We start from the raw sequence: 24,153 nt of genomic DNA, 5'->3' as shown, positions 1-24,153 counted from the left end.
TTTGCGCGCCGGTGTCCGTACCGGTGTGTCACGCGTCTTGAGTCAGTGTTTTTTCCGGTTCAGGCCAGCGGATGTCATAGGCGAATTCGTCGCCGTTGCCGGAAAGCCTGAGCACGGGTTTGCCGGCGGTCTCGGCTTTATCGATCAATTGGTCGTATTCGAATTTGTTGTGGTGGCCGGCATGGGTGGCCGCTTGGATGCGCTCGGCGCTTGCGCCGGCCTGTTCCTTGATGTGATCGATCTGCACTGCTTTGGTCAGCGCAGAGTTGATCAGCCAGATACGATCGCTATCCAGGCCGCTGCGAGTCACCGAGATCAGCCCTTCAAAGTCGTCGGACGGAAACCACGTCGGTGGTGTGTCGCGGGCTGCCGAGTTGAAGCTCATGTTTTCTTCATGGGGGACCACTTCCAGATGGCGGGTGTCCAGCGCATAAAGAAACATTTCTACCTGCCGTGTCCGGGTCGGTTCGTAGTGCCGGTCGTGATCCCAGTAGATCGGGCTGGCCGGCTCGGACCAATCGGAAGACGTGCTGCTGTGCGAGTCGCTGTTATCACTTTCCGAGCCGCTGTCGTCGGCACTGCGTCCCGGGTACTTGTGGGTCTGGCTGTTGTAAAGCAAGTACTCGGCGGAAGGAGTGCGAGCGTACATCTGCCCTTCGTTGAGGCTGAACGTGGCGCTCATTGGCTTGTGTGTGGTGGCGCCGGGTTCATGGTGATAGCGCGGCAGCATGAAGCCGTCATTGGCGAGTTCGAACGGTGTGCGCTCATCGCCACGGAACAGTGCCGGGACGTCGGTGCGGTACAGGCAATTGTTCTTGTTGCGCAGATAGCCGAGTTTCTTCAGCAGTGCTTCGCGCACTTCCAGGGTCAGGCTGGTTTCGGGGCTGTACCAGTCATGGCGGGCATCGCGTTTGAGGTTGAGCTCATTGACCGCCTGCTGGCTCCACTTATCGAGGCGTCGGGGATTGCTGACCTCTTCAGTCAGGCGTTTATGCACCTGGGCCCATTGCGGGATTGTGTGTCCACCCTTCAGGTCTTGCCGCAGACGCGTCAATTGGCTGGGCAGCAAATTGTAGGATTGCAGCAAGGATTCGCGCTGCTTCAACGTCATGCCCGGATGCAGCCAGCGCAAAGCGTCACGCGCCAGGTCGTTTGCCGGATTATTCGTCGTGGCGGACTCTGCCCATTGCGGTGCCCTGCCGTGAGTTTGCGCTTCGGCGCGGAACCGTCGGATATCCTCACCCTGAATGCCGTACAACTGCCATATCTCGTGATCGGTCCAATGCTTCAGATGTGTGGGTTGTGCGCCAAAACCCGCCACCGGTGGATCGACTTCGATCCAGTTGCCGAATCGATCCTTGAAAGCAAACCGGGTGTCAGCGGCGTCGGTCTTGCGAATCGGCGTGAACGCGTAATAACCCTGGGCATCCGGCGAACGTGACGAGTGTGCGTAGAGGCGCAGATCAATGAAGGTCGGAGTGCTCGCAGTGCGAGGGCGCTTGGCGTCTGGCTCGCTGGTGACGGCAGCCGGGCGTTTCTGCGATGTGCCGGGTGTCGGCGGCTCATTGCCCACAGCCGGTGTTTCGCTGGCCTGCTCGCTCAGACGCCAGGTTGGCCGGCTATCATTCTTGTAAAGGCGTGGGCCGGAAGGTTGGCGTTCGGTCAGCAGTTTGCTGCGAAAGAGGCCGGACTCATCGAGGCCGACATGGGTGGTGTACAGCTTGCCCTGGTATTCGACGTCGACAAATCTTCGCCCGACGATCCAGCGAAAACCATCGCTGTCCGCCGGCTTCATGCCGCGCAGAAAATCGTCGTTCAGCCAGTACTTGGCTGCGGAGCCATCGTGGACGGGGAAGGTTTGGCTTGTGGTCGGCATTTCGTGGATGACCACGGCGGGCGTCCGGGGCAAATCTGTCACGGGCCGGGCGCCAGTGTCAGGCATCGGGTTTGCGTAATCGGGAAAACCGGGCAGTCGATAGCCAGTCGGTGTACCGGTCGCCAGCGGTGTGTCGGGGCGTGAGGTTGCAGGGTTGCCCTGCTCGGGTTGTTGCACTGTGGAAAGATGCGGTTTGCGCGGTATTTTCGGACTCATGAATTACTCGAGTTCAACGGATCGATAAAACATTCACAGGTGTAAAGCTGTTTTTGAATGGTTTTAATGATCAATATTTAAGTTGGATGTCGAGTCAATCTAACGGCTTTTCAAAATCGTGAAAGCAATAGCTGTCTGGATTTTCATTAAATATGTAACTTTGATTTTTATTGGTTTTTTGTGCAGGAAGTTGCCGTCCGGCTACTAAAGAAAAGTTACCGGAGGAGGGAAGTTTGGAGTGGGGTAATAACGCTGCTCTCGTCGGAAGTTTCCTAAAAAAGCAGCGCCAAAACAATAAGCCTTGTTAAATGTTAATCAGTAGGCATAGCGCAGCAATGTATGCGGCAAGTGCCGAAGAACAAAGAAGGCGAACATCGCCACCATGGCCGGCAAGATCAACCACCACACTTTGAATGGCATGGGGTTGAGTGATGTCGAGCGCTGGCTCAGCCACAGGCTGGCGGCGCAGACGCAACAGGCCAGCATCGCACCGGCCAATACATCGGTCGGCCAATGCGCGCCGAGATAGACCCGTGACAGAGCGATGGCCAGGGCGGGCATGCAGCCGATCAGCAGCCACGTCAGGCGCATGCGCGGCGGCTGACCACGGCCGGCGAGCACTGCCAGCGTCAGGAACAGCGCAAAGGAACCCGACGCGTGACCGCTGGGCATGCTGAAAGTCGTCAACGGATCGGTCAGTACTTCCGGACGCACCCGGGCAAAGAAGTACTTGGTCGCGGTATTGGCCAGCGCGGTGACCAGCAGCGTACCCACCGCGAACAGCGCGTGGCGCCACTGTCGGCACAGCAACAGCAGGGCAACGAGCAGCGCGCTGAACATCAACATGTTGCGGAACTCGCCGATCAGCGTCAGCGTGACGGCAACTTCGTCCAGAACCGGCTGGCGATGTTCCTGCACCAAGGTCATCACGCCTTGATCAAGCGCTGTCAAATACGGATAGCCGATGAACAGGCCGATCAGAATCAACAGGCTCATGCTGCTGATCCAGATTGTTGCGCGGCGGTGGCGACGCAAACTGCTGTTCACACTGAGGCCGACCATTGCCGCAATACTGCCGGCGACAATCCCGGCTTGCAGCCAGAACCCTTCAGGCAATGGCAGGCGGAAGGCCGCGCCGGTGGCCCAGCCCGGCAGCAGATAGGCCAGGCTCCAGCCGGCGGCGGCCAACAGGCTGACAGCGGCGAAACGCGGGAAGGGCATGTCGCACATGCCGGCGACCATGGGCAGCATCGGCCGCAACGGTCCTATAAAACGTCCGACCAACAGGCTGGCAATGCCGTAGCGCTGGAAGTAGCCTTCTGCGCCGGCCATCCACTCCGGGTGATGGCGCAAGCCCGGCAGGCGCCGGATGTTCTGGTGGAAGTGGCGACCGAGGAAATACGAGATCAAATCACCGAGAATCCCTCCGAGGAAGCCTAGCAGCAGGGTTTCGCTCAGCGACAGTGCGCCGCTGCCGGCCAGCACGGCGATGGCAAACAGCAGCACGGTGCCCGGTACGATCAAACCGGCAATCGCCAGGCATTCCACCATAGCAACAATGAACACCGCAGCAGCCAGCCATTGTGGATTGGCCGCCAGCCACCCGGTCACGCTATCGAGCCATGGGCCCATACAGAAAAACTCCAATCATTGATTAACCCGGCAGGCGCAGCCGTCGGCAGCCCGCAGGGGCGTGTGTTTACAGCAGAAAATAATCCCGGCCTTCGACCTGACCGCGTCGCAGCGGGTTCCGCGTGCACCATTGCGCGTAAGTCGCATCGACGAAGCGGTACATCAAGTGTTCGTCCCGGCCATGGGGGATACCCAGGCGGGTGGTCTGAATGATGTGCGAGGGCGCAGGCCCGGTGTCTTCTACCAGAAGGACTTGATGATCGAAACGTTTGGCATCCCACACTGGTACTTTCAGCCCCAGCGCCTTGCACAGCAGGGTCTGCCCGGCGCAAAGCTTTTGCGAGGGGCGCGCACGTCCCTGAGCATCAGGGTTGTTCAGCAGCATCTGCGCCAGGCTCGCCGGCCCGCTGACTTCATCGACCCACGGATAAGCGGATTTGATCAATACCGCATTGCCCGGACCTTGTGCGCTGAAGTTCAGCGAATCACCGCCACGGGCGTAGTACATATAGATGTGCCCGCCATCCAGAAACAAAGCCTTACGCTTTTCTGTGTAGCCGAGGGACGCGTGACTGCCTTTTTCCGCGCAGTAATAGGCTTCGGTTTCGATGATTCGCGCGCTCAGCCACAGATCCCCAACCCGGTGGCGAATGACTTTGCCGAGCAGATCCTGCGCCAGCACTTGCGCATCGCGGTCGAAAAAGGCGTCCGGCAGCCCCAGCGGCAGGCGTTCGGCGCGGTGGCGAGCGGTCAGGTTGGACATGGCAGGCAACGATTATCCAGACTCAGGAGGTCGTGATGATAACAACGCACGGCTTAATTGGGCCTGAACGCCGGTGAATCTGCGTTCATTTTGACCATCCGCCCGTCACCGCTGTTAGTCCCGGGACGCGACAGCTATAATCTGCCGCTTTCCTCTTTGCCAAGACCCCAGCAGACCATGACTGAGTCCGTTCTTGACTACATGACCCGATTGGGTCGCGCCGCCCGCGAAGCCTCCCGGGTCATCGGCCGTGCCAGCACCGCGCAGAAAAACCGCGCCCTGCAGGCCGCTGCCAATGCCCTGGACGCCGCGCGCGCCGAGCTTGCCGCCGCCAATGAGCAGGATCTGGCTGCCGGTCGCGCCAATGGTCTGGAACCGGCATTGCTGGAACGTCTGCAACTGACCCCGGCGCGCATCGACGGCATGATCGTCGGTTTGCGTCAGGTCGCGGCACTGCCGGACCCGGTCGGTGCGATCCGTGACATGAGCTTCCGTCCGTCGGGGATTCAGGTCGGCAAAATGCGCGTGCCACTGGGCGTGATCGGGATCATCTACGAATCCCGTCCCAACGTGACCATCGATGCCGCCAGCCTGTGCCTGAAGTCCGGCAACGCAACCATCCTGCGCGGTGGCTCCGAAGCGATTCATTCCAACCGGGCGATTGCCGCATGCATTCAGCGCGGTCTGGCCGAGGCCGAATTGCCTGCCGCTGTGGTGCAAGTGGTCGAAACCACTGACCGTGCCGCTGTTGGCGCGATGATCAGCATGCCTGAGTACGTCGATGTGATCGTGCCGCGCGGTGGCCGTGGCCTGATCGAACGCATCAGTCGCGATGCCCGGGTGCCGGTGATCAAGCATCTGGACGGTATCTGCCACGTCTACGTCAGTGCCCACGCCGATCTGGCGAAAGCCCAGCGCATCGCCTTCAATGCCAAGACTTATCGTTATGGCATCTGCGGTGCGATGGAGACGCTGCTGGTCGATCAAACGGTTGCGCAAGATTTCCTGCCGTCGATGGCCGCCCAGTTCCGCGAAAAAGGCGTCGAACTGCGTGGCTGCGAGCGCACCCGGGCGATCATCGACGCCGTAGCCGCCAGCGAAGACGACTGGAACACCGAATATCTGGCGCCGATCCTGTCGATCCGTGTGGTCGACGGTCTGGATCAGGCCATCGAACACATCAACCATTACGGCTCCCATCACACCGACTCGATCGTCAGCGAAAACCTCGCTGACACCCGGCGCTTTGTGGCGGAAGTCGACTCGGCGTCGGTGATGATCAACACCCCGACCTGCTTCGCCGATGGATTTGAATACGGATTGGGTGCCGAGATCGGCATTTCTACTGATAAGCTGCACGCCCGCGGCCCGGTGGGTCTCGAAGGACTGACCTGCGAGAAGTACATCGTGGTCGGTGATGGCCAGTTGCGCGGCCAGGCGCCGGTCTGACTTGACCGACCTCGACCTGACAGCGCCGCAAACCGGCAGCGAAACCCGTCCGCGGCGCATCGGCGTGCTGGGCGGTACGTTCGACCCGGTGCACATCGGCCATTTGCGCGGTGGGCTGGAAGTCGCCGAAGCGCTGGCGCTCGATGAATTGCGCCTGATGCCGAATGCGCGGCCGCCCCATCGCGGTACGCCGCAGGTGTCGGCGCAGGATCGCTTGGCGATGGTCGAGTGTGCGGTGGCCGGCATGCCGCCGCTGATGGTGGACGCCCGCGAATTGCAGCGGGACAAGCCGTCCTGGACCATTGATACCCTGGAGTCGATACGCGCTGAAATGCCCGCCGAGACCCAGGTTTTTCTGCTTTTGGGCTGGGACGCATTTTGCGGCCTGCCCACTTGGCACCGCTGGGAAGAGTTGCTCCAGCATTGCCACATCCTGGTGCTACAGCGCCCGGACGCCGACAGCGAACCGCCGGATGCCTTGCGCAACCTGCTGGCAGCGCGTTCGGTGAGCGACCCGCTGGCCCTGAAGGGGCCAAGCGGACAGATTGCATTCGTCTGGCAGACACCGCTCGCGGTTTCCGCCACCCAGATCCGTCAACTGCTGGCCAGCGGTAAGTCGGTACGTTTCCTGGTGCCCGACGCGGTCCTGGCCTACATCGATGCGCACGGTCTGTACCGTGCGTCGAACTGAACAAGGCGTGCTTCACTGATACGAATCACCGTATCGCCAAGCCGCCGAATATATGAGCAAAACGAGTTTTATATGACTGACAAAGACCAAACCAAAGTAAAGCGCAAAGGCACATTCAAGAGCGCCCCGCTGCCAGAACCGGTCAACACCAATGAGCCGCTGAAGGGCGACGAGCTGGTCAAGCTGGCTGTAGCTGCGCTGGAAGACGTCAAGGCACAAGACATCCAGATCATCGATGTTCGCGACAAGCAGAGCATTACTGACTACATGATCATCGCCACCGGTACCTCCAACCGCCAGATCAACGCGATGCTCGACAAGGTTCGCGAAGAAGTCAAAAAGCAGGGCGCCAAGCCGCTGGGCGAAGAAGGCAAGGGCGACAGCGACTGGGTGCTGCTCGACCTGGACCTCGTGATCGTGCACATGATGACCGCCTCGGCACGTCAGTTCTATGACCTGGAGCGCCTGTGGGCCGGTGCCGAGCAGAGCCGTGCGGCCGACGCCAAGCACCACAGCCCGGAAAACACCCACGAGCATTTCACCAAGCTCAACAAAGACCAGCTGTAAGGGATTGCTGTGCGACTGCGCCTGATCGCCGTCGGTTCACGCATGCCCAAGTGGGTGGAAGAAGGCTGGCATGAATATGCCAAGCGTCTTCCGTCCGAGCTGGCGCTGGAACTGGTGGAAATACCGCTCAATACCCGTGGCAAGAATGCCGACGTGGCCCGATTCATCCGTCAGGAAGGCGAAGCCATGCTGGCCAAGGTCGGGCCGAACGAGCGGATCGTCACGCTGGAAGTCCACGGCAAGCCCTGGAGCACCGAGCAGCTGGCGGTCGAACTCGATCGCTGGCGGCTGGATTCGCGCACGGTCAACTTCATGGTTGGTGGCCCGGAGGGGCTGGCGCCGGAAGTCTGTGCCCGTGCCGATCAGCGCTGGTCGTTGTCGCCGCTGACGTTGCCGCACCCACTGGTGCGGATCCTGATCGGCGAACAGTTGTATCGTGCCTGGACCGTGCTGTCCGGTCACCCTTACCACAAGTAATCCAGCCCTCATGTCTCAGCCGATCCGCATCAAGGACCACGAAAAGGACGCACGCCTGGTGCGTAGCCGCGTCGTGTTCGGGGCCATTGCGATCATGCTGCTGATCGGCGTGTTGATCGCGCGGCTGTATTACTTGCAGGTGATCCAGTACGAGTACCACTCGACGCTGTCGGAAAACAACCGTGTCCACGTGCAGCCGATTCCGCCGACCCGTGGGCTGATTTTCGACCGCAACGGCGTGGTGGTGGCGGATAACCGTCCAAGCTTCAGCCTGAGCATGACCCGTGAGCGCTCCGGCGACTGGCAGCAAGTGCTCGACGTCATCGTCGAAGTGCTGGAGCTGACGCCCGAGGACCGGGTGATCTTCGAGAAACGCATGCGTCAGGGGCGCCGGCCGTTCGAGCCAGTGCCGATCCTGTTCGAGCTGAGCGAAGAGCAGATCGCCCGCATCGCGGTGAACCAGTTCCGCCTGCCGGGCGTGGAAGTGGTTGCGCAGCTGGTTCGTCACTATCCGCAGGGCGCGCATTTCGCGCACTCGGTGGGTTACATGGGGCGGATCAACGAGAAAGAGCTGAAGAGCCTCGATCCGGTCAACTACAGCGGCACCCACCACATCGGCAAAACCGGCATCGAGCGTTTCTACGAGCCGGAATTGCACGGTCAGGTCGGTTACGAAGAAGTCGAGACCAACGCCCGTGGCCGCGTGCTGCGTGTGCTCAAGCGCACCGATCCGATTCCCGGCAAGGACATCGTCCTCAGTCTGGACATCAAGTTGCAGGAAGCCGCCGAAGCGGCATTGGGCGGTCGTCGTGGTGCGGTGGTTGCGCTGGACCCGAAGACCGGCGAAGTGTTGGCGATGGTCAGCCAGCCGAGTTTCGACCCGAACCTGTTCGTCACCGGGATCAGCTTCAAGGCGTATGCCGAGTTGCGTGATTCGATCGACCGGCCACTGTTCAACCGGGTCTTGCGTGGTCTGTACCCGCCGGGCTCGACGATCAAACCTGCGGTGGCGATTGCCGGTCTCGATTCTGGCGTAGTCACGGCTTCGAGCCGGGTGTTCGACCCGGGCTACTACATGCTGCCCAACTACGATCACAAATACCGTAACTGGAACCGTACGGGCGACGGTTTCGTCGACCTCGACACGGCGATCATGCGTTCCAACGATACCTACTTCTATGACCTGGCGCACAAGCTCGGCATCGATCGGCTGTCGGCCTACATGAACAAGTTCGGCATCGGCCAGAAGGTCTCGCTGGACATGTTCGAAGAATCCCCCGGCCTGATGCCGTCCCGCGAATGGAAACGGGCGACGCGTAAACAGGCGTGGTTCCCGGGTGAAACCCTGATCCTCGGGATCGGCCAGGGCTACATGCAATCAACGCCGCTGCAACTGGCTCAGGCCACGGCGCTGGTCGCCAACAAAGGCATCTGGAATCGTCCGCACCTGGCCAAATCCCTCGAAGGGGTGAAACCGATTGACGAGAATCCGATGCCGGACATTGTCCTGCGCGATCCGTCCGACTGGAACAAGGTCAACCACGGCATGCAGCAGGTGATGCACGGTGCGCGCGGTACTGCGCGTAAAGCCGCTATCGGTGCGCAATACCGCATCGCCGGCAAGTCCGGTACGGCACAGGTCGTCGCGATCAAGCAGGGTGAGAAGTACGACCGCTCCAAGGTTCAGGAGCGCCACCGTGACCACGCCTTGTTTGTCGGTTTTGCCCCGGCCGATGACCCGAAAATTGTTGTTTCGGTGATGGTCGAGAACGGTGAGTCCGGCTCCGGCGTCGCCGCGCCCGTGGTGCGTCAGGTCATGGACGCCTGGCTGCTCGATCAGGACGGACGTTTGAAGGCCGAATACGCCAGCCCAATCAGTGCGGAGGCTACGGCCCGTGATGAATAACTTTGATCGCATGCTCTCCAGTGAGGATGTGATGCGTCGCCGCGCGACGTTGCTGCAACGACTGCATATCGATGGCCCGTTGCTGATCCTGCTGCTGATTCTCGCTGCCGGCAGCCTGTTCGTGCTGTATTCGGCGAGCGGCAAGAGCTGGGATCTGTTGGCCAAACAGGCCACATCGTTCGGTATCGGCCTGGTGTCGATGATCATCATCGCCCAGTTCGAGCCGCGTTTCATGGCGCGTTGGGTGCCGCTCGGCTATGTGATCGGCGTGGTGCTGCTGTTGGTGGTGGACATCATGGGCCACAACGCCATGGGCGCGACGCGCTGGATCAACATCCCCGGCGTAATCCGCTTTCAGCCCTCGGAATTCATGAAGATCCTGATGCCGGCGACCATTGCCTGGTATCTGTCCAAGCGTACGTTGCCGCCGCAACTCAAGCATGTCGGCATCAGCCTGATGCTGATCGGCGTGCCGTTCGCGCTGATCGTACGCCAGCCCGATCTGGGCACTTCGCTGCTGATTCTCGCCGGTGGTGCGTTCGTGCTGTTCATGGGCGGGCTGCGCTGGCGCTGGATTCTCAGCGTGCTGGCCGCCGCGATTCCGGTGTCGGTGGCGATGTGGTTTTTCATCATGCACGACTACCAGAAGCAGCGAATCCTGACCTTCCTCGACCCGGAAAGCGATCCGCTCGGTACCGGCTGGAACATCATTCAGTCGAAAGCCGCGATCGGTTCCGGCGGCGTGTTCGGCAAGGGCTGGCTGCTTGGCACCCAGTCACACCTGGACTTCCTGCCGGAAAGCCACACCGACTTCATCATTGCCGTGCTCGGCGAAGAATTCGGCCTGGTGGGCATCTGCGCGCTGCTGCTGATCTATCTATTGTTGATTGGCCGGGGGCTGGTGATCACCGCTCAGGCACAAACGCTATTCGGCAAATTGCTCGCCGGTGCGTTGACCATGACGTTTTTTGTTTACGTTTTCGTCAACATCGGTATGGTCAGTGGCCTGTTGCCGGTCGTAGGGGTGCCGTTGCCGTTCATTAGCTACGGCGGAACTTCGCTGGTGACGCTGCTGTCAGCGTTTGGGGTTTTGATGTCGATCCATACCCATCGCAAGTGGATCGCACAGGTTTGAATAAGGTGAAGAGTTCAATGCAAGTAATGCGTGGCTGGGCGACTCGATGCGCGCCGCTGGTAGGCCTGATGGGCCTTCTGGGTAGCGTCCAGGAAGCGCTGGCCGGCGAATACGAAGGCTCGCCTCAGGTGGCCGAGTTCGTCGGTGAAATGACCCGCGACTACGGTTTTGCCGGTGAGCAATTGATGGCGGTGTTCCGCGAGGCTCAGCGCAAACAGGCGATTCTCGACGCCATTTCCAGACCTGCCGAGCGCGTCAAGCAGTGGAAAGAATATCGCCCGATGTTCATCACCGACGCGCGTATCGCCCGTGGTGTGGATTTCTGGCGTCAGCACGAGGCGACGCTGGCCCGTGCCGAGCAGGAATACGGCGTACCGGCACAAGTGATCGTGTCGATCATCGGTGTTGAAACCTTTTTCGGACGTAATACCGGTAATTACCGGGTGATCGATGCCTTGTCGACGCTCGGTTTCGACTATCCTCCCCGTGCCGAATTTTTCCGCAAGGAACTGCGTGAGTTCCTGCTGCTGGCGCGCGAAGAACAGGTCGATCCACTGACCCTCAAAGGCTCGTACGCCGGGGCCATGGGCCTGCCGCAGTTCATGCCGAGCAGCTTTCGCGCGTACGCGGTGGATTTCGACGGTGACGGCCACATCAATATCTGGAACAACCCGGATGATGCGATCGGCAGCGTCGCGAGCTATTTCAAGCGTCACGGCTGGGTCGCGGGTGAGCCTGTGGTCAGCCGCGCCGATGTCCGTGGCGAGCAGGTCGATGAAGGCCTGACCACCGGCATCGAACCGACGAAAACCGTTGGAGAGTTGCGAGTGCTGGGCTGGTCAAGTCATGATGCGCTGCGCGATGATATGCCGGTTACTGCATTTCGCCTCGAAGGCGACAACGGCCCTGAATACTGGATGGGCCTGAAGAATTTCTACGCGATCACGCGTTATAACCGCAGCGTGATGTACGCCATGGCCGTACATCAACTGTCTGAACAGCTGGTACAAGCACGGGGCGTCAAGTAATGCGGGCATTGCCTAACAATAAACCCCTGAAGCTGGTGGCATTCGCTGCGTTGGCGGTATTGGTCGCCAGTTGCACGACCAGCCGTTCGCCGACGCCGAAAACCTCCAATACCGCTGTGCGAGCGCAGCCGGGTCTGGACATCAACCGCGCGCACAAAGACGGCGCGCCGTGGTGGGATGTCGATGTTTCGCGCATCCCCGATGCCACGCCGACCCTGCACACCGGTCCTTACAAGGCCAACCCGTACACCGTACTGGGCAAAACCTATTTCCCGTTGCAGGAATCCAAGACTTACGTCGCTTCCGGCACAGCGTCCTGGTACGGCACCAAGTTTCACGGTCAGAACACCGCCAACGGCGAGGTCTACGACCTGTACGGCATGAGTGCCGCCCACAAGACATTGCCACTGCCAAGTTACGTTCGGGTGACCAACCTGGACAACAATCGCACGGTGATCCTGCGCGTCAACGACCGTGGGCCGTTCTATTCCGATCGCATCATCGACTTGTCCTACGCCGCCGCGAAAAAACTCGGTTACGCCGAAACCGGCACCGCGCGCGTCAAGGTTGAAGGCATCGATCCGCAGCAATACTGGGCAGCCAAGGGCCGCCCGGCACCGTTGATGCTCAACGAGCCGCAGGTCGCGCAGAACAGCGCTCCGGTGATCACGGCGTCGGCCGGCACCGTCGAGCAATGGACGCCACCGCCGCAGCAACATGCCTCCGACACCGTCCCTGTGCCGATGAGTGCAAAAAAAAACGCTTCTGCAACAGCAACTGGCCAGTATCTGCAGGTGGGCGCGTTCGCCAACCCGGACGCTGCAGAACTCCTGAGGTCGAAGCTCAGCGGGATGGTGAGCGCTCCGGTGTTCATCAGCTCGATCGTGCGCAATCAGCAGACCCTGCACCGGGTTCGCCTGGGGCCGATCGGCTCGCCGGGTGAGATTGCCCAGGTGCAGAACAGTGTGCGCCTGGCCAACCTTGGTTCGCCAAGTGTGGTCACCGAGTAATACGTAGAACTTGATTGACGATTCGCCAGCGATTGGGGGGTGAATCAGGTTGTTGGCTCGTCGAAGAACAAAAGCCCGGCAAGGGTGACTGGAGTGAGCAACTGAACACGCGATGGCTCGTTAGAAAGTCATCTGATTAAATTTTGTCCGCAAGGACAGTTTCCATTAGCGATTTCGAGAGACGGATGAACATCACCACCTTTGCCAAACGCCTGTGTCTGCTAGTCCCGCTGCTCCTCTCGCCAGCCGCCTTCGCGGCCGAGATGATGCCGTCGCCACCGCAACTGGCCGCCAAAGCCTACGTTCTGATGGATGCCAGCAGCGGCAACGTGCTGGTCGAGAACAATGGCGACCAGCGTCTGCCACCGGCCAGCCTGACCAAGCTGATGACCGCGTACATCGCGACCCTGGAAATCCGTCGTGGCCAGATCGGTGAAAACGATCCGGTGACCGTCAGCGAAAACGCCTGGCGCACCGGCGGTTCGCGGATGTTCATCAAGGTCGGCTCGCAGGTGACTGTCAGCGACCTGCTGCACGGCATCATCATCCAGTCCGGCAACGACGCCAGCGTGGCGCTGTCCGAGCACATCGCCGGCAGCGAAGATGCGTTCGCCGATCTGATGAACAAGACTGTCACCGATCTGGGCATGACCAACTCCCACTTCATGAACCCGACCGGTCTGCCAAATCCTGAGCACTACTCGTCGGCTCACGACATGGCGATTCTGGCTCGCGCAATCATCCACGAAGACCCGGCTCACTATGCGATCTACTCGCAGAAAGAGTTCTTCTGGAACGGCATCAAGCAGCCTAACCGCAACCTGCTGCTGTGGCGCGACAAGACCGTTGACGGTCTGAAAACCGGTCACACCGACGAAGCCGGCTACTGCATGGTGTCTTCGGCAGTACGTGATGGTCAGCGTCTGATCGCCGTGGTGTTCGGCACCAACAGCGAAGTGGCGCGCGCCGCTGAAACCCAGAAGCTGCTGACCTACGGCTTCCGCTTCTTCGAAACCCAGACCTTCTATCAGAAGGGCACCGAACTGGCTCAGGCTCCGGTGTGGAAAGGCACCACCAATCAAGTCAAGGCCGGCCTGGCTGAAGACCTGACCATGACCCTGCCAAAAGGCCAGCTGAAGAAGCTTGCTGCGAGCATGACCATGAACCCGCAGCTGACCGCGCCAATCGCCAAGGGCGACGTGATCGGTAAAGTCGAAGTCAAACTGGAAGACAAGGTCGTGCACAGCGCTGACCTGATCGCTCTGGATGGCGTCGAGGAGGGTGGTATCTTCCGCCGCATGTGGGATAGCATCCGTCTATTCTTCTACGGCTTGTTCAACTGATTTGTGTTGACCTGCATGGCCCCGCCCCGATCCGGTGCGGGGCCATGCGCGTTATCACGGCTTGCGCTCAAGAGGCCGTTACGCCATGACCGATACCGAAGTAAAGGCGCCAAAGATCGAATTCCCGCAGACTGATTATCCGATTAAGGTGATCAGCGATACGGGTGTTGGCAACAAGGACAAGATCATCGAGATCGTCCTGAAACACGCGACCATCAACGATGAGCGCATCGACGAGCGTCAAAGCACCAACGGCAAATACACCACCATTCAGTTGCACATCGTCGCGACCGATCAGGATCAGCTGTACAACATCAACAGCGAACTGCGGGCGACCGGCTTCGTGCACATGGTGTTGTGATGCCGGGCACGCTGGGCTTTCGTGAGCTCGGCCAGATGGCTTACGAGCCGGTCTGGCATGCCATGCAACGCTTTACCAACGAACGCGGCAGCGATGCCGCCGACGAAATCTGGCTCGTCGAACACCCGCCGGTGTTCACTCAGGGCCAGGCCGGCAAAGCCGAACATCTGTTGCTGCCGGGTGATATCCCGGTAGTGCAGGTCGATCGCGGTGGGCAGGTGACTTATCATGGTCCCGGCCAGTTGGTGGCCTATCTGTTGCTGGATGTACGCAAGCTGGGTTTCGGCGTGCGTGATCTGGTCAGCCGCATGGAGCTTTGCCTGATTGAACTGCTGGCCAGCTACGGCGTAACCGCTGCAGCCAAGCCAGATGCTCCCGGCGTCTATGTCGATGGAGCGAAAATCGCTTCTCTGGGTTTGCGGATTCGCCACGGTTGTTCCTTTCATGGCCTGGCCCTGAACGTGGATATGAACCTGGAACCGTTTCGACGGATTAATCCCTGCGGCTATGCCGGGCTGGCGATGACCCAGCTGAGCGACCACGCAGGATCGATTGAATTTGCCGAGGTAAGTGCCCGGCTGCGTGCGCAGCTCGTCAAACACCTCGACTATGCTGAGCAGACGACCCTGACGGGCGGAATCGACTGATATGACTACTGATGCAGTGCAAACCATGATCCCGACGCTCGACGTGACCGAGCGCCCGGCCCCGCGTCCCAAGGTAGAAGCCGGCGTCAAGCTGCGCGGCGCCGAGAAGGTTGCACGCATTCCGGTAAAGATCATTCCGACTACCGAACTGCCGAAGAAACCTGACTGGATTCGTGTACGCATCCCGGTTTCGCCGGAAGTCGACCGTATCAAGAGCCTGCTGCGCAAGCACAAGCTGCACAGCGTCTGCGAAGAAGCGTCCTGCCCGAACCTCGGCGAGTGCTTCTCCGGTGGCACCGCGACGTTCATGATCATGGGCGACATCTGCACCCGTCGCTGCCCGTTCTGCGACGTCGGCCACGGTCGTCCGAAGCCACTGGACGTCAACGAGCCGGAAAGCCTGGCCATCGCCATTGCCGACCTCAAGCTCAAGTACGTGGTGATCACTTCGGTTGACCGCGACGACCTGCGTGACGGCGGTGCCCAGCACTTTGCCGACTGCATCCGCGAAATCCGCAAACTGTCGCCGAACGTGCAGCTGGAAACTCTGGTTCCGGACTACCGTGGGCGCATGGACGTCGCGCTGGAAATCACCGCCGCCGAGCCGCCGGATGTGTTCAACCACAACCTGGAAACCGTGCCGCGTCTGTACAAGGCTGCGCGTCCGGGTTCGGATTACCAGTGGTCGCTGACCCTGCTGCAACGCTTCAAGCAGATGATGCCGCACATTCCGACCAAATCCGGCCTGATGCTGGGTCTGGGCGAGACCGACGAAGAAGTCATCGAAGTCATGAAGCGCATGCGCGAACACGACATCGACATGCTGACCCTCGGTCAGTATCTGCAGCCGTCGCGCAGCCACTTGCCGGTGCAGCGTTTTGTGCACCCGGACACCTTCGCCTGGTTCGCCGAGGAAGGTTACAAGATGGGCTTCAAAAACGTTGCTTCGGGCCCGCTGGTGCGTTCTTCGTACCACGCCGACGAGCAAGCGAAGCTGGTCAAGGCTGAGCTGCTGGGTTCCTGAGTCCGCGTTGAATGAAAACATGCCCGCCGAGGCTTTGATGCCCGGCGGGCATTTTTTTGCCCGGATTACCTTCGCTGCTGATTTTTCCTTCAATCCACGGCGTGGCTGACCCTCTTCTGTTTGCCGCCGTTCCTGACTACTGTGTGTGCATGACTTCACAGGGAGATCCAAGGATGACCGTTCGACCGACCCACACACTTTGTCCGCACAGAGCCGTGCCCGCACTTCCTTCAGAGGGACTGATCGGCGTTATTGCACCTGCCGGTCCCGGTACTCTGGACACCGACAAGGCGGTGCAATGGATGCGCGCCCGTGGCTATGGGCTGAAAGTGTTTCCCGGTGTCTATGAAAAGGACGGCTATCTGGCCGGCAGTGACGATGTGCGCCTGCGTGACCTGCACGCGGCGTTCGCTGATCCCGAGGTCGATGCGATCATTTGCCTGCGCGGTGGCTACGGCACGCCGCGATTGCTCGACCGCATCGACTACGACCTGCTGAGCCGCAACGCCAAGCCCTTCGTTGGCTACAGCGATATCACCGCGCTGCACCTGGCCATCAGTCGATACGCAGGATTCGTGACTTTTCACGGTCCGCTGCTCAATGCCGACCTGTTGGGTGACAAGGAGCCACCGACGGTGACTTCGTTCTTCGCCATGCTGCGCGGGCAATTGAAGGCGGGGAGTGTGCTGAGCCATCCGGTGGCTTATCCGTTGACTAGCGTCGAACCTGGCATCGCGCACGGACGCTTGCTCGGCGGTAATCTGGCGATGATCGCTTCGACGTTGGGTACGCCTTACGAAATCGATGTCGAGGGGGTGATTCTGCTGATCGAAGACATCAACGAGCCGCTGTATCGCATTGATCGCTTGCTGACCCAGATGCGTCTGGCCGGCAAGTTGGCCAAGTTGCGCGGGGTGTTGGTCGGGGATATTGCCGGCGTGGATGTCGCAGCGCTGAACCGCTTGCTCAAGCAGACCTTCGAGCCTTTACGAATTCCGGTTTTGTCTGGCTGGCGCAGCGGGCATTGTGATCCGAACCTGACGCTGCCGATGGGCGCGCTGGTGCGGCTGGATGCCGGGAAGCAGGAATTGATGCTGGAGCAGGATGTGGTGATCAAGGCCTGAAGGTTTATTGCCTGATAGTCAGTCTTCGCGAGCAGGCTCGCTCCCACATTTGCAATGCATTTCAATGTGGGAGCGAGCCTGCTCGCGAAAGCGATATCAGCCATACGGCATTCGTTTTATTGGGAACGCAGGCTTTCCAGCAGTTTATGCGTCGGATAACCATCCGCCGGCCAGCCAAATGACTGCTGGGCACTGCGAATCGCTTTACGCGTATTGGCGCCGATAATCCCGTCCGCGGTGCCGGCATCGTAATTGCGCGCGCTCAACAGGGTCTGCAATTCGATACGCTCGGTGCGGCTCAGCGGCAGATCATCTTTTGGCCAACTGCCGTTGATCAAGCCGCCACCGCTGAAACGCTCGGACAACAGGCTCACTGCCAGCGCATACGACGAGGAGTTGTTGTACTTGAGAATCGCGCGGAAGTTGTCGAGGATCAGGAACGCCGGCCCACGATAACCAGCCGGCAGCAGCAGGGCGGCAGACAGCTGTTCAGAGCCTGCTGGCACCTGACCGCCATTCGGCAGAGTCACGCCCAACTGACGCCATTCGGCGACACTCTTGCGAGTCGCGCCATCAGCCAGGGTGTAGTTGAAGCTGCTCGGCAGCTGCACTTCAAACCCCCACGGCTGGCCACGCTGCCAGCCGGAGCTTTGCAGGTAATGCGCGGTCGAGGCCAGTGCGTCAGCAGGGCTGCCCCAGATATCGCGGCGGCCATCGCCGTCAAAGTCCACAGCATGGGTGTTGTAGGTGGTCGGAATGAACTGGGTCTGACCCATCGCGCCAGCCCAGGAACCGAGCATCTTCTCCGGCGTGATATCGCCCTGTTGCAGGATCTGCAGGGCGGCGATCAGCTGTGCGTGAGCGAAGCCCGGGCGACGGCCTTCGTAGGCAAGGGTGGCCAGCGAGTTGATCACCGACTTGCTGCCCTGGAACTGACCGAAGTTGCTTTCCATGCCCCACACCGATACCAGCGCCTGACGATCAACGCCATAACGCTGTTCGATGCTTTGCAGAATGTCGGCGTACTGGCTGATCAGCGCCTGACCTTTGCGCACGCGCAACGGCGACAGTGCACCGTCGAGGTATTCCCATACCGGGCGCGAGAACTCTGGTTGGCTGCGGTCGGCACGAATCACACTGGCGTCGAAGCTGACATTGGCAAAGGCGCGATCGAACAGGTCAGCGCGGATCCCGGCGGCCAGTGCATCTTTGCGGAAGCCCGCCTGCCATTCGGCAAAGGTTTGGGTCGGCTGGAGATCAAGAGGGTCGGCGGACGGCACTACCGGCGGGATAATCGCTGGGGCCGTGGCGACAGGCGCGGCTTGAAGGGGTTGCGCATCGGCGGCGGTCGGTTTTTCCGCGCAGGCGACAAGCAGAATGAAGCTGGAGGCAGCGATCAATTGGCGAACAGGCCAACGACGGGAAAGACTTAGGGGCATGCACAGTTCCAGGAAAACGAATCAGGTGCAGACCTTAACATGACCGGGGGGTACTGCGCTTCAAGCGGCCAGAAAGTAAGAAGCCTCCCAGCTGTCAGACTGGAAGGCTTCGCGGCGGTAGCTGCCTTTACCCTTGGTTGGTCGTTCCTGGCGACTACGGAACAGGGGCTGGGCGACGATGGATTTGGCCTTGTTGGGGCCATGTTTCGATGGCTTTTTGCTCATGAGGGTTCTCTCGATTGAGTGGGTTTTGCGGGGGAAATAATCTGCCGATGTCGGGCGTCTGTCCAGTGCCTGTTGTGTAGGAATATTCTGGCGCTTTCGCGAGCAGGCTCGCTCCCACATTTGCAATGCATTTCAATGTGGGAGCGAGCCTGCTCGCGAATGGCCGTTATGCGGTAGAACAGGTTATTCGGCGGGGAGTGTCAGACGCTGGCCGGACATCAACAATGCCAAGCGACTCAGGCTCATCCACGGCGAACCGGCCGCCTGGCCTTTGATCTGCGCGTCGATGCGCTGTGCTTCGAGCAGCAACTGCGCCCAGCGTTGCGCCGAGTAGCGTTGCAGGGCTTTGCTCATCAACGGTTTGCGCTTGTCCCAGACCGGCGGTTTCGCTTGGCTGAAACACTTGTCCAGCGGCGTGCCCTGACTGTATTGCAACGAGATATTGGCCAGCAGACGTAGCTCGCGAGCAAGCGCCCAGAGAATCACTGGTGGTTCGACGCCTTCGCCGCGCAGCCCTTCAAGCATGCGCAGTGCGTGGGCCGGCTCGCCGTTGAGCACGGCATCGGTCAGGCCGAACACGTCAAACCGCGCACTGTCGGCCACAGCGGCCTGCACGGTTTCGACGGTGATCTGGCCACCTTCGGCCATCAACTTGAGCTTTTCGATTTCCTGCGCGGCGGCGAGCAGGTTGCCCTCGACACGCGCGGCAATCAATTCGACCGCGTCTTGGCTGGCCGACAAACCGGCCTGCGACAAGCGCTGACGAATCCAGCTCGGCAACTGATTGGCATCCACCGGCCATATCTGGATGAACTGGGTTTGCTGACCTTCGACCAGCGCCTTGCCCCACTTGGTCTTCTGCGCGCTGCCATCCATCTTGGGCAGGCTGATCAACAGCACCGTGTCTTCGGCGGGACGCGAGCAATATTCGATGAATGCAGCGGCGCCTTTGTCACCGGGCTTGCCCGAAGGCAGGCGTAGTTCCAGCAGGCGTTTTTCCGAGAACAACGACATGCTGGCGCCGGCCTGCAACAACGTGCCCCAATCGAAATTGGCGTCGGCGGCGAAGACCTGGCGTTCATCAAAACCTTGCTGGCGCGCAGCACTGCGGATGGCGTCGGCGGCTTCCTGACACAGCAGCGGGTCATCGCCGCTGATGATGTAGACAGGCGCCAAAGTACCTTGCAGGTGTTTACCGAGTTGGGCGGGAGCGAGCTTCATAAGAAAGGTCGAACGGGGCGCCTGAGCGCCCCGAACGTCTTACTGCTGCGGGATTTCGAGCGGCGACTGACGCGGAGTTTCCGCTTCAGCTTTCTGCGCCGCTTCCAACGCGTCGGCTTCTGCCTTGGCGCGGTTGTTCGCAGCTTGCTGCAATTGCTCCAGTTGAACTGGGGTCAGCTGTTGCAGGCGCAGCATCATGCGTTGAACCAGCTCGCGACGGATATCGCGACGGGCGTCGCTGGCTTCCTGGTCGGAGCCGACGAGGTTGTTGCCGTCGTGGATAAACACTTTCTGTACTTCAAGCTTATCGCTCAGCAGAGAAAGGTTTTTGTCGCCACGGATGTCGTAGCTCAGGACGGTGGTGACCTGATACTCACCGGTACGACCGGCACCTGCGTAGCTGAGGATGCGCTGGCTTTCCTGCTCGTCAGCCAGGAACAACTTGTACGGCGCGCCGCTGTAAACCTTGACGCCGCTCGACTCCAGTACCTGACGCAGTTGCGTGACCGTCTCGCCGTAGGCATTACGGGCGCTCAGATCAAGCTCCTTGATCGTCAGTTCGTTGGTGCCGGTGCCGCGCAGCTGGAAACCGCAGGCGCTCAAGAGAACGGCGAGGCCCATCACCAGCAGATTGCGTTTGATCATTGTGTTGCTCCCCTTGAAACCAGGTGGGCCGACCGTGCGGCCCGAAAGGTTTTATCCGGCGTCAGGCGAGCCTGACGCACAATCCAATTAGCTGGCGACGATATTGACCAGTTTCCCGGGCACTACGATCACTTTACGAATAGTCAGGCCATCGACGAAACGCAGGACGTTTTCGTTGGCACGTGCGGCGGCTTCGACTTCTTCGCGAGTCGCGCTGGCCGGCATTTCGATCTGGCCACGCAGCTTGCCGTTGACCTGAATGACCAGCGTCAGGCTGTCCTGAACCAGCGCACTTTCGTCCACAGCCGGCCAGCCAGCGTCGATGACTGCGTCAGCGTGACCCAGCTTGTTCCACAGTTCGTGGCTGATGTGCGGGGTGATTGGCGCCAGCAACAGTGTCACGGCTTCCAGACCTTCGTGAATCAGCGCACGATCCTGCTCGGTAGCTTGTGCGGCTTTTTCCAGTACGTTCATCAGCGTCATCACCTGGGCGATGGCGGTGTTGAATTTGTGGTTCTGGCCGACGTCATGGCTGGCCTGTTTGATGGCCAGATGGATCGCGCGGCGCACGGCTTTCTGCTCGTCGTTCAGGCTGGCGATGTCCAGTTTGCCCGGCAGCCCCTGAGTAACGTGGGCTTGCGCCAAGCGCCAGACGCGTTTGAGGAAGCGGTGCGAACCTTCGACGCCGGAGTCGGACCACTCTGCGCTCATGTCAGGTGGCGAAGCGAACATCATGAACAGGCGGCAGGTGTCGGCGCCGAACTGATCGATCATCGACTGTGGGTCTACGCCGTTGTTTTTCGACTTGGCCATTTTCTCGGTGCCACCGATTTCCACCGGCAGACCGTCGGCAATCAGTTTGGCGCTGATGACCTTGGCTTTGCTGTCACGCTCGAGTTCTACGTCCGCCGGGTTGAACCAGGTGTAAGCACCGTTGGCTTCGCGACGGTAGTAAGTCTCGGCAATCACCATGCCTTGGGTCAGCAGGTTCTTGAACGGCTCGTTCGAGCTGACCAGGCCTTCGTCGCGCATCAGTTTGTGGAAGAAGCGCGCGTAGAGCAGGTGCAGAATCGCGTGTTCGATACCGCCGATGTACTGATCGACCGGCAGCCAGTGATCGGCTGCGGATTTTTCCACCAGGCCACCTTCAAAGTGCGGCGAGGCGTAGCGGGCGTAGTACCACGACGACTCGACGAAGGTGTCCATGGTGTCGGTTTCACGCTTGGCAGGCTGGCCGCATTTCGGGCAGTTGCACTCGTAGAACTCAGGCATGCGTGCCAGCGGCGAACCGGCGCCGTCCGGCACCACGTCTTCCGGCAGGACCACAGGCAGTTGATCTTCCGGCACCGGCACGTCACCGCAAGTGTCGCAGTGGATGATCGGGATCGGGCAGCCCCAGTAGCGCTGACGGCTGATGCCCCAGTCGCGCAGGCGGAACTGAGTACGCGAGGCGCCCAGTTCTTTCTTGATCAGGGCGACTTCCATGGCGTCGAATGCGCCAGCGAAGTCGAGACCGTCGAATTCGCCGGAGTTGATCAGCGTGCCGTGCTCGCCGTAGGCGTCTTGCCAAGGGGCCGGGTTGCTGTCGCCAGAGCTGGTACGCACCACGGATTTAACCGGCAGGTTGTACTTGTGGGCGAATTCGAAATCGCGCTCGTCGTGCGCCGGTACGGCCATTACAGCGCCGTCGCCGTAGTGCATCAGCACGTAGTTGGCGACCCAGACAGGCAGTTTCTCACCGGTCAGCGGGTGCTCGACGAACAGGCCGGTCGGCAGGCCTTTTTTCTCTTGCGTGGCGACGTCGGCTTCAGCAACGCTGCCGCCCTTGCATTCAGCGATGAACGCTTGCAGCTCGGCGTTGTTTTTCGCGGCCAGGGTGGCCAACGGGTGCTCGGCAGCCACGGCGACATAGGTCGCGCCCATCAGGGTGTCCGGACGGGTAGTGAAGACTTTGAGGGTGCCGGCTTCGCCGATCGAGTCGACGTTGTACGGGAACTGCACTTCCATGCCGCGGGATTTGCCGATCCAGTTGCGCTGCATGGTCTTGACCTGTTCAGGCCAGCCCGTCAGCTCGTCGAGGCTCTCCAGCAGCTCATCCGCGTAGGCGGTGATCTTGAAGTAGTACATCGGGATTTCGCGCTTTTCGATCAGCGCGCCGGAACGCCAGCCGCGACCGTCGATCACCTGTTCGTTAGCCAGAACGGTCTGGTCGATCGGGTCCCAGTTCACGGTGCCGTTTTTACGGTAGATGACACCTTTTTCGAACAGGCGAGTGAACAGCCATTGTTCCCAGCGGTAGTAATCCGGTTTGCAGGTAGTCACTTCGCGCGACCAGTCGACCGCCAGACCCAGGCTGCGCAGCTGGGTTTTCATGTAGGCGATGTTTTCGTAGGTCCACTTGGCCGGCGCGACGTTGTTCTTCATCGCGGCGTTTTCCGCCGGCATGCCGAACGCGTCCCAACCCATCGGTTGCAGAACGTTCTTGCCGAGCATGCGCTGGTAGCGGGAGATCACGTCGCCGATGGTGTAGTTGCGCACGTGCCCCATGTGTAGCTTGCCGCTGGGGTAAGGGAACATCGACAGGCAGTAGTAGGTTTCCTTGCCTGGCTGTTCACTGACTTCAAAGGACTTTTGCTCGTCCCAGAACGATTGGGCGGCGGCTTCTATTTCACGGGGCTGATATTGTTCGTGCATGGCTACTTTTGTACTGGATAGGGGTGGCCTAATCCTCTTCAACGCAGGTTCCGGGGTTGGCCCGGACGAGCTGGAAGTGGAATTACAGGAAGCGCCGTAGCATACATGACCGTGCTTGGCCTAGGGAAACCCTGATTACAGCTGTTTGTCCCGGCAAATTCGTGGCGAGGGCCGTTGGTCGCGGCGTGCAGCCGGTTTGTGCAGCGAAGCTAAGCTCTAACTGGGGAGTGAGTCTTATCTTCAATGAGGTGAGGGATGGTGGAGCAACGGCAAAAAAACGTGACTAAACCCGAGTTGTACGAAAGGTTGATCGATCGTCTGGGTATGGCCCTGGACGCTGTAAAAACCGCTGACCGGCTGCGCGACGAGCGCCCCCTGGAACTGGAATTGCGTGGCTTGAGCCCCGCCGAGTTCAAACTGGTCAAGGCCTATCTGGATCGCAGTGAACGTGAATCGCACGGATGCTTGTCACAGGCAGTGAAGCAGCTCGATGCAGCACATTCGGCCAAGGTCATCTGGCTCAAGGACAAGGCGCCCGGCAGAGACACCGTCAAGGTTCGCTCTGTGCAGGCCAAGTAAGCGCATGGCAGGTCAAGAACCGGATCTTTTTCAACAGGATCCCACCTATTGGTTGTAACGCTTTATTAACACTCTTAGGCTTCGGGCATCTCTGGAGATGC

The 24,153-nt window shown here is 60.2% G+C and carries 22 protein-coding genes; 14 read left to right on the top strand and 8 right to left on the bottom strand.

Going from position 1 to position 24,153, the window contains the following annotated elements:
- Positions 1-28: 28 nt before the first annotated feature.
- The 3 genes from VY732_RS26105 to VY732_RS26095 all read right to left on the bottom strand — a co-directional run bounded on the left by VY732_RS26105 (position 29) and on the right by VY732_RS26095 (position 4,487).
- Positions 29-2,092 carry a hypothetical protein gene (locus VY732_RS26105; RefSeq protein WP_331692560.1) on the bottom strand — a complete coding sequence of 688 codons (2,064 nt, stop codon included), beginning with the start codon at positions 2,090-2,092 and terminating at the stop codon, positions 29-31.
- Between the two features lie 315 nt (positions 2,093-2,407).
- A complete protein-coding gene (locus VY732_RS26100) occupies positions 2,408-3,724 on the bottom strand; it encodes a bifunctional DedA family/phosphatase PAP2 family protein (protein WP_077574671.1) in 1,317 nt (438 codons plus the stop codon).
- A 67-nt stretch (positions 3,725-3,791) separates the two neighbouring features.
- Positions 3,792-4,487 carry a DNA-3-methyladenine glycosylase gene (locus VY732_RS26095; protein WP_137216649.1) on the bottom strand — a complete coding sequence of 232 codons (696 nt, stop codon included), beginning with the start codon at positions 4,485-4,487 and terminating at the stop codon, positions 3,792-3,794.
- 177 nt (positions 4,488-4,664) lie between these two features.
- Between VY732_RS26095 and VY732_RS26090 the strand changes: the two genes are divergently transcribed.
- From VY732_RS26090 to VY732_RS26030, 13 genes are all read left to right on the top strand, one after another.
- Entirely contained in the window at positions 4,665-5,936 is a 1,272-nt protein-coding gene (locus VY732_RS26090; protein ID WP_137216650.1) for a glutamate-5-semialdehyde dehydrogenase, read from the top strand.
- Entirely contained in the window at positions 5,905-6,627 is a 723-nt protein-coding gene (nadD, locus tag VY732_RS26085) for a nicotinate-nicotinamide nucleotide adenylyltransferase (protein WP_442968553.1), read from the top strand. Before VY732_RS26090 ends, nadD begins: the two co-directional genes overlap by 32 nt.
- A gap of 72 nt (positions 6,628-6,699) precedes the next feature.
- Positions 6,700-7,194 (top strand): ribosome silencing factor, encoded by a 495-nt coding sequence (rsfS, locus tag VY732_RS26080; protein ID WP_016986117.1) that lies wholly within the window; start codon positions 6,700-6,702, stop codon positions 7,192-7,194.
- A gap of 9 nt (positions 7,195-7,203) precedes the next feature.
- Positions 7,204-7,671, top strand: a complete 468-nt coding sequence (gene rlmH / locus VY732_RS26075; protein WP_003185785.1) for a 23S rRNA (pseudouridine(1915)-N(3))-methyltransferase RlmH — start codon at positions 7,204-7,206, stop codon at positions 7,669-7,671.
- Positions 7,672-7,681: 10 nt separating this feature from the next.
- The gene (gene mrdA, locus VY732_RS26070) at positions 7,682-9,577 is read left to right on the top strand and encodes a penicillin-binding protein 2 (protein WP_331692547.1); all 1,896 of its coding nucleotides are present in this window, start codon (positions 7,682-7,684) and stop codon (positions 9,575-9,577) included.
- A 31-nt stretch (positions 9,578-9,608) separates the two neighbouring features.
- Positions 9,609-10,712, top strand: coding sequence for a rod shape-determining protein RodA (rodA, locus tag VY732_RS26065; protein ID WP_049802149.1), 1,104 nt, complete (start codon positions 9,609-9,611; stop codon positions 10,710-10,712).
- A 17-nt stretch (positions 10,713-10,729) separates the two neighbouring features.
- A complete protein-coding gene (gene mltB, locus VY732_RS26060) occupies positions 10,730-11,740 on the top strand; it encodes a lytic murein transglycosylase B (protein WP_007909597.1) in 1,011 nt (336 codons plus the stop codon).
- Complete coding sequence (locus VY732_RS26055) at positions 11,740-12,750, top strand: septal ring lytic transglycosylase RlpA family protein (protein ID WP_007909599.1); 1,011 nt, start codon at positions 11,740-11,742, stop codon at positions 12,748-12,750. The genes mltB and VY732_RS26055 overlap by 1 nt, the downstream gene beginning before the upstream one ends.
- A 185-nt stretch (positions 12,751-12,935) precedes the next feature.
- Positions 12,936-14,093, top strand: a complete 1,158-nt coding sequence (locus VY732_RS26050; RefSeq protein ID WP_038361911.1) for a D-alanyl-D-alanine carboxypeptidase family protein — start codon at positions 12,936-12,938, stop codon at positions 14,091-14,093.
- Between the two features lie 85 nt (positions 14,094-14,178).
- The gene (locus tag VY732_RS26045) at positions 14,179-14,454 is read left to right on the top strand and encodes a DUF493 domain-containing protein (RefSeq protein ID WP_077574665.1); all 276 of its coding nucleotides are present in this window, start codon (positions 14,179-14,181) and stop codon (positions 14,452-14,454) included.
- Positions 14,454-15,101 (top strand): lipoyl(octanoyl) transferase LipB, encoded by a 648-nt coding sequence (gene lipB / locus VY732_RS26040; protein WP_008087909.1) that lies wholly within the window; start codon positions 14,454-14,456, stop codon positions 15,099-15,101. The genes VY732_RS26045 and lipB overlap by 1 nt, the downstream gene beginning before the upstream one ends.
- Before the next feature lie 25 nt (positions 15,102-15,126).
- The gene (lipA, locus tag VY732_RS26035; protein ID WP_161986515.1) at positions 15,127-16,125 is read left to right on the top strand and encodes a lipoyl synthase; all 999 of its coding nucleotides are present in this window, start codon (positions 15,127-15,129) and stop codon (positions 16,123-16,125) included.
- A gap of 173 nt (positions 16,126-16,298) precedes the next feature.
- Positions 16,299-17,249 (top strand): S66 peptidase family protein, encoded by a 951-nt coding sequence (locus VY732_RS26030; RefSeq protein WP_331692545.1) that lies wholly within the window; start codon positions 16,299-16,301, stop codon positions 17,247-17,249.
- A 116-nt stretch (positions 17,250-17,365) separates the two neighbouring features.
- Here the strand turns inward: VY732_RS26030 and VY732_RS26025 are convergent, their stop codons facing one another.
- The 5 genes from VY732_RS26025 to leuS all read right to left on the bottom strand — a co-directional run bounded on the left by VY732_RS26025 (position 17,366) and on the right by leuS (position 23,473).
- A complete protein-coding gene (locus VY732_RS26025) occupies positions 17,366-18,688 on the bottom strand; it encodes a lytic murein transglycosylase (protein ID WP_331692544.1) in 1,323 nt (440 codons plus the stop codon).
- Positions 18,689-18,748: 60 nt separating this feature from the next.
- Positions 18,749-18,913 carry an alternative ribosome rescue factor ArfA gene (gene arfA / locus VY732_RS26020; protein WP_016986126.1) on the bottom strand — a complete coding sequence of 55 codons (165 nt, stop codon included), beginning with the start codon at positions 18,911-18,913 and terminating at the stop codon, positions 18,749-18,751.
- A 183-nt stretch (positions 18,914-19,096) separates the two neighbouring features.
- Positions 19,097-20,134 (bottom strand): DNA polymerase III subunit delta, encoded by a 1,038-nt coding sequence (gene holA, locus VY732_RS26015; protein ID WP_077574662.1) that lies wholly within the window; start codon positions 20,132-20,134, stop codon positions 19,097-19,099.
- Positions 20,135-20,173: 39 nt separating this feature from the next.
- Positions 20,174-20,779, bottom strand: a complete 606-nt coding sequence (locus tag VY732_RS26010) for an LPS-assembly lipoprotein LptE (RefSeq protein WP_116029851.1) — start codon at positions 20,777-20,779, stop codon at positions 20,174-20,176.
- Between the two features lie 87 nt (positions 20,780-20,866).
- Positions 20,867-23,473, bottom strand: a complete 2,607-nt coding sequence (gene leuS / locus VY732_RS26005; protein ID WP_331692543.1) for a leucine--tRNA ligase — start codon at positions 23,471-23,473, stop codon at positions 20,867-20,869.
- A 255-nt stretch (positions 23,474-23,728) separates the two neighbouring features.
- On the opposite strand from leuS, the gene VY732_RS26000 reads away from it, so the two are divergent.
- Positions 23,729-24,052 carry a hypothetical protein gene (locus VY732_RS26000; RefSeq protein ID WP_034153776.1) on the top strand — a complete coding sequence of 108 codons (324 nt, stop codon included), beginning with the start codon at positions 23,729-23,731 and terminating at the stop codon, positions 24,050-24,052.
- Positions 24,053-24,153 lie beyond the last annotated feature (101 nt).

It is taken from the genome of Pseudomonas sp. ZY71 (genome assembly GCF_036542145.1).
GTDB classification, from domain to species: domain Bacteria; phylum Pseudomonadota; class Gammaproteobacteria; order Pseudomonadales; family Pseudomonadaceae; genus Aquipseudomonas; species Aquipseudomonas koreensis_A.
The sequence above is the reverse complement of the archived record's forward strand: the minus strand, read 5'-3'. Positions and strand labels throughout refer to the sequence as shown.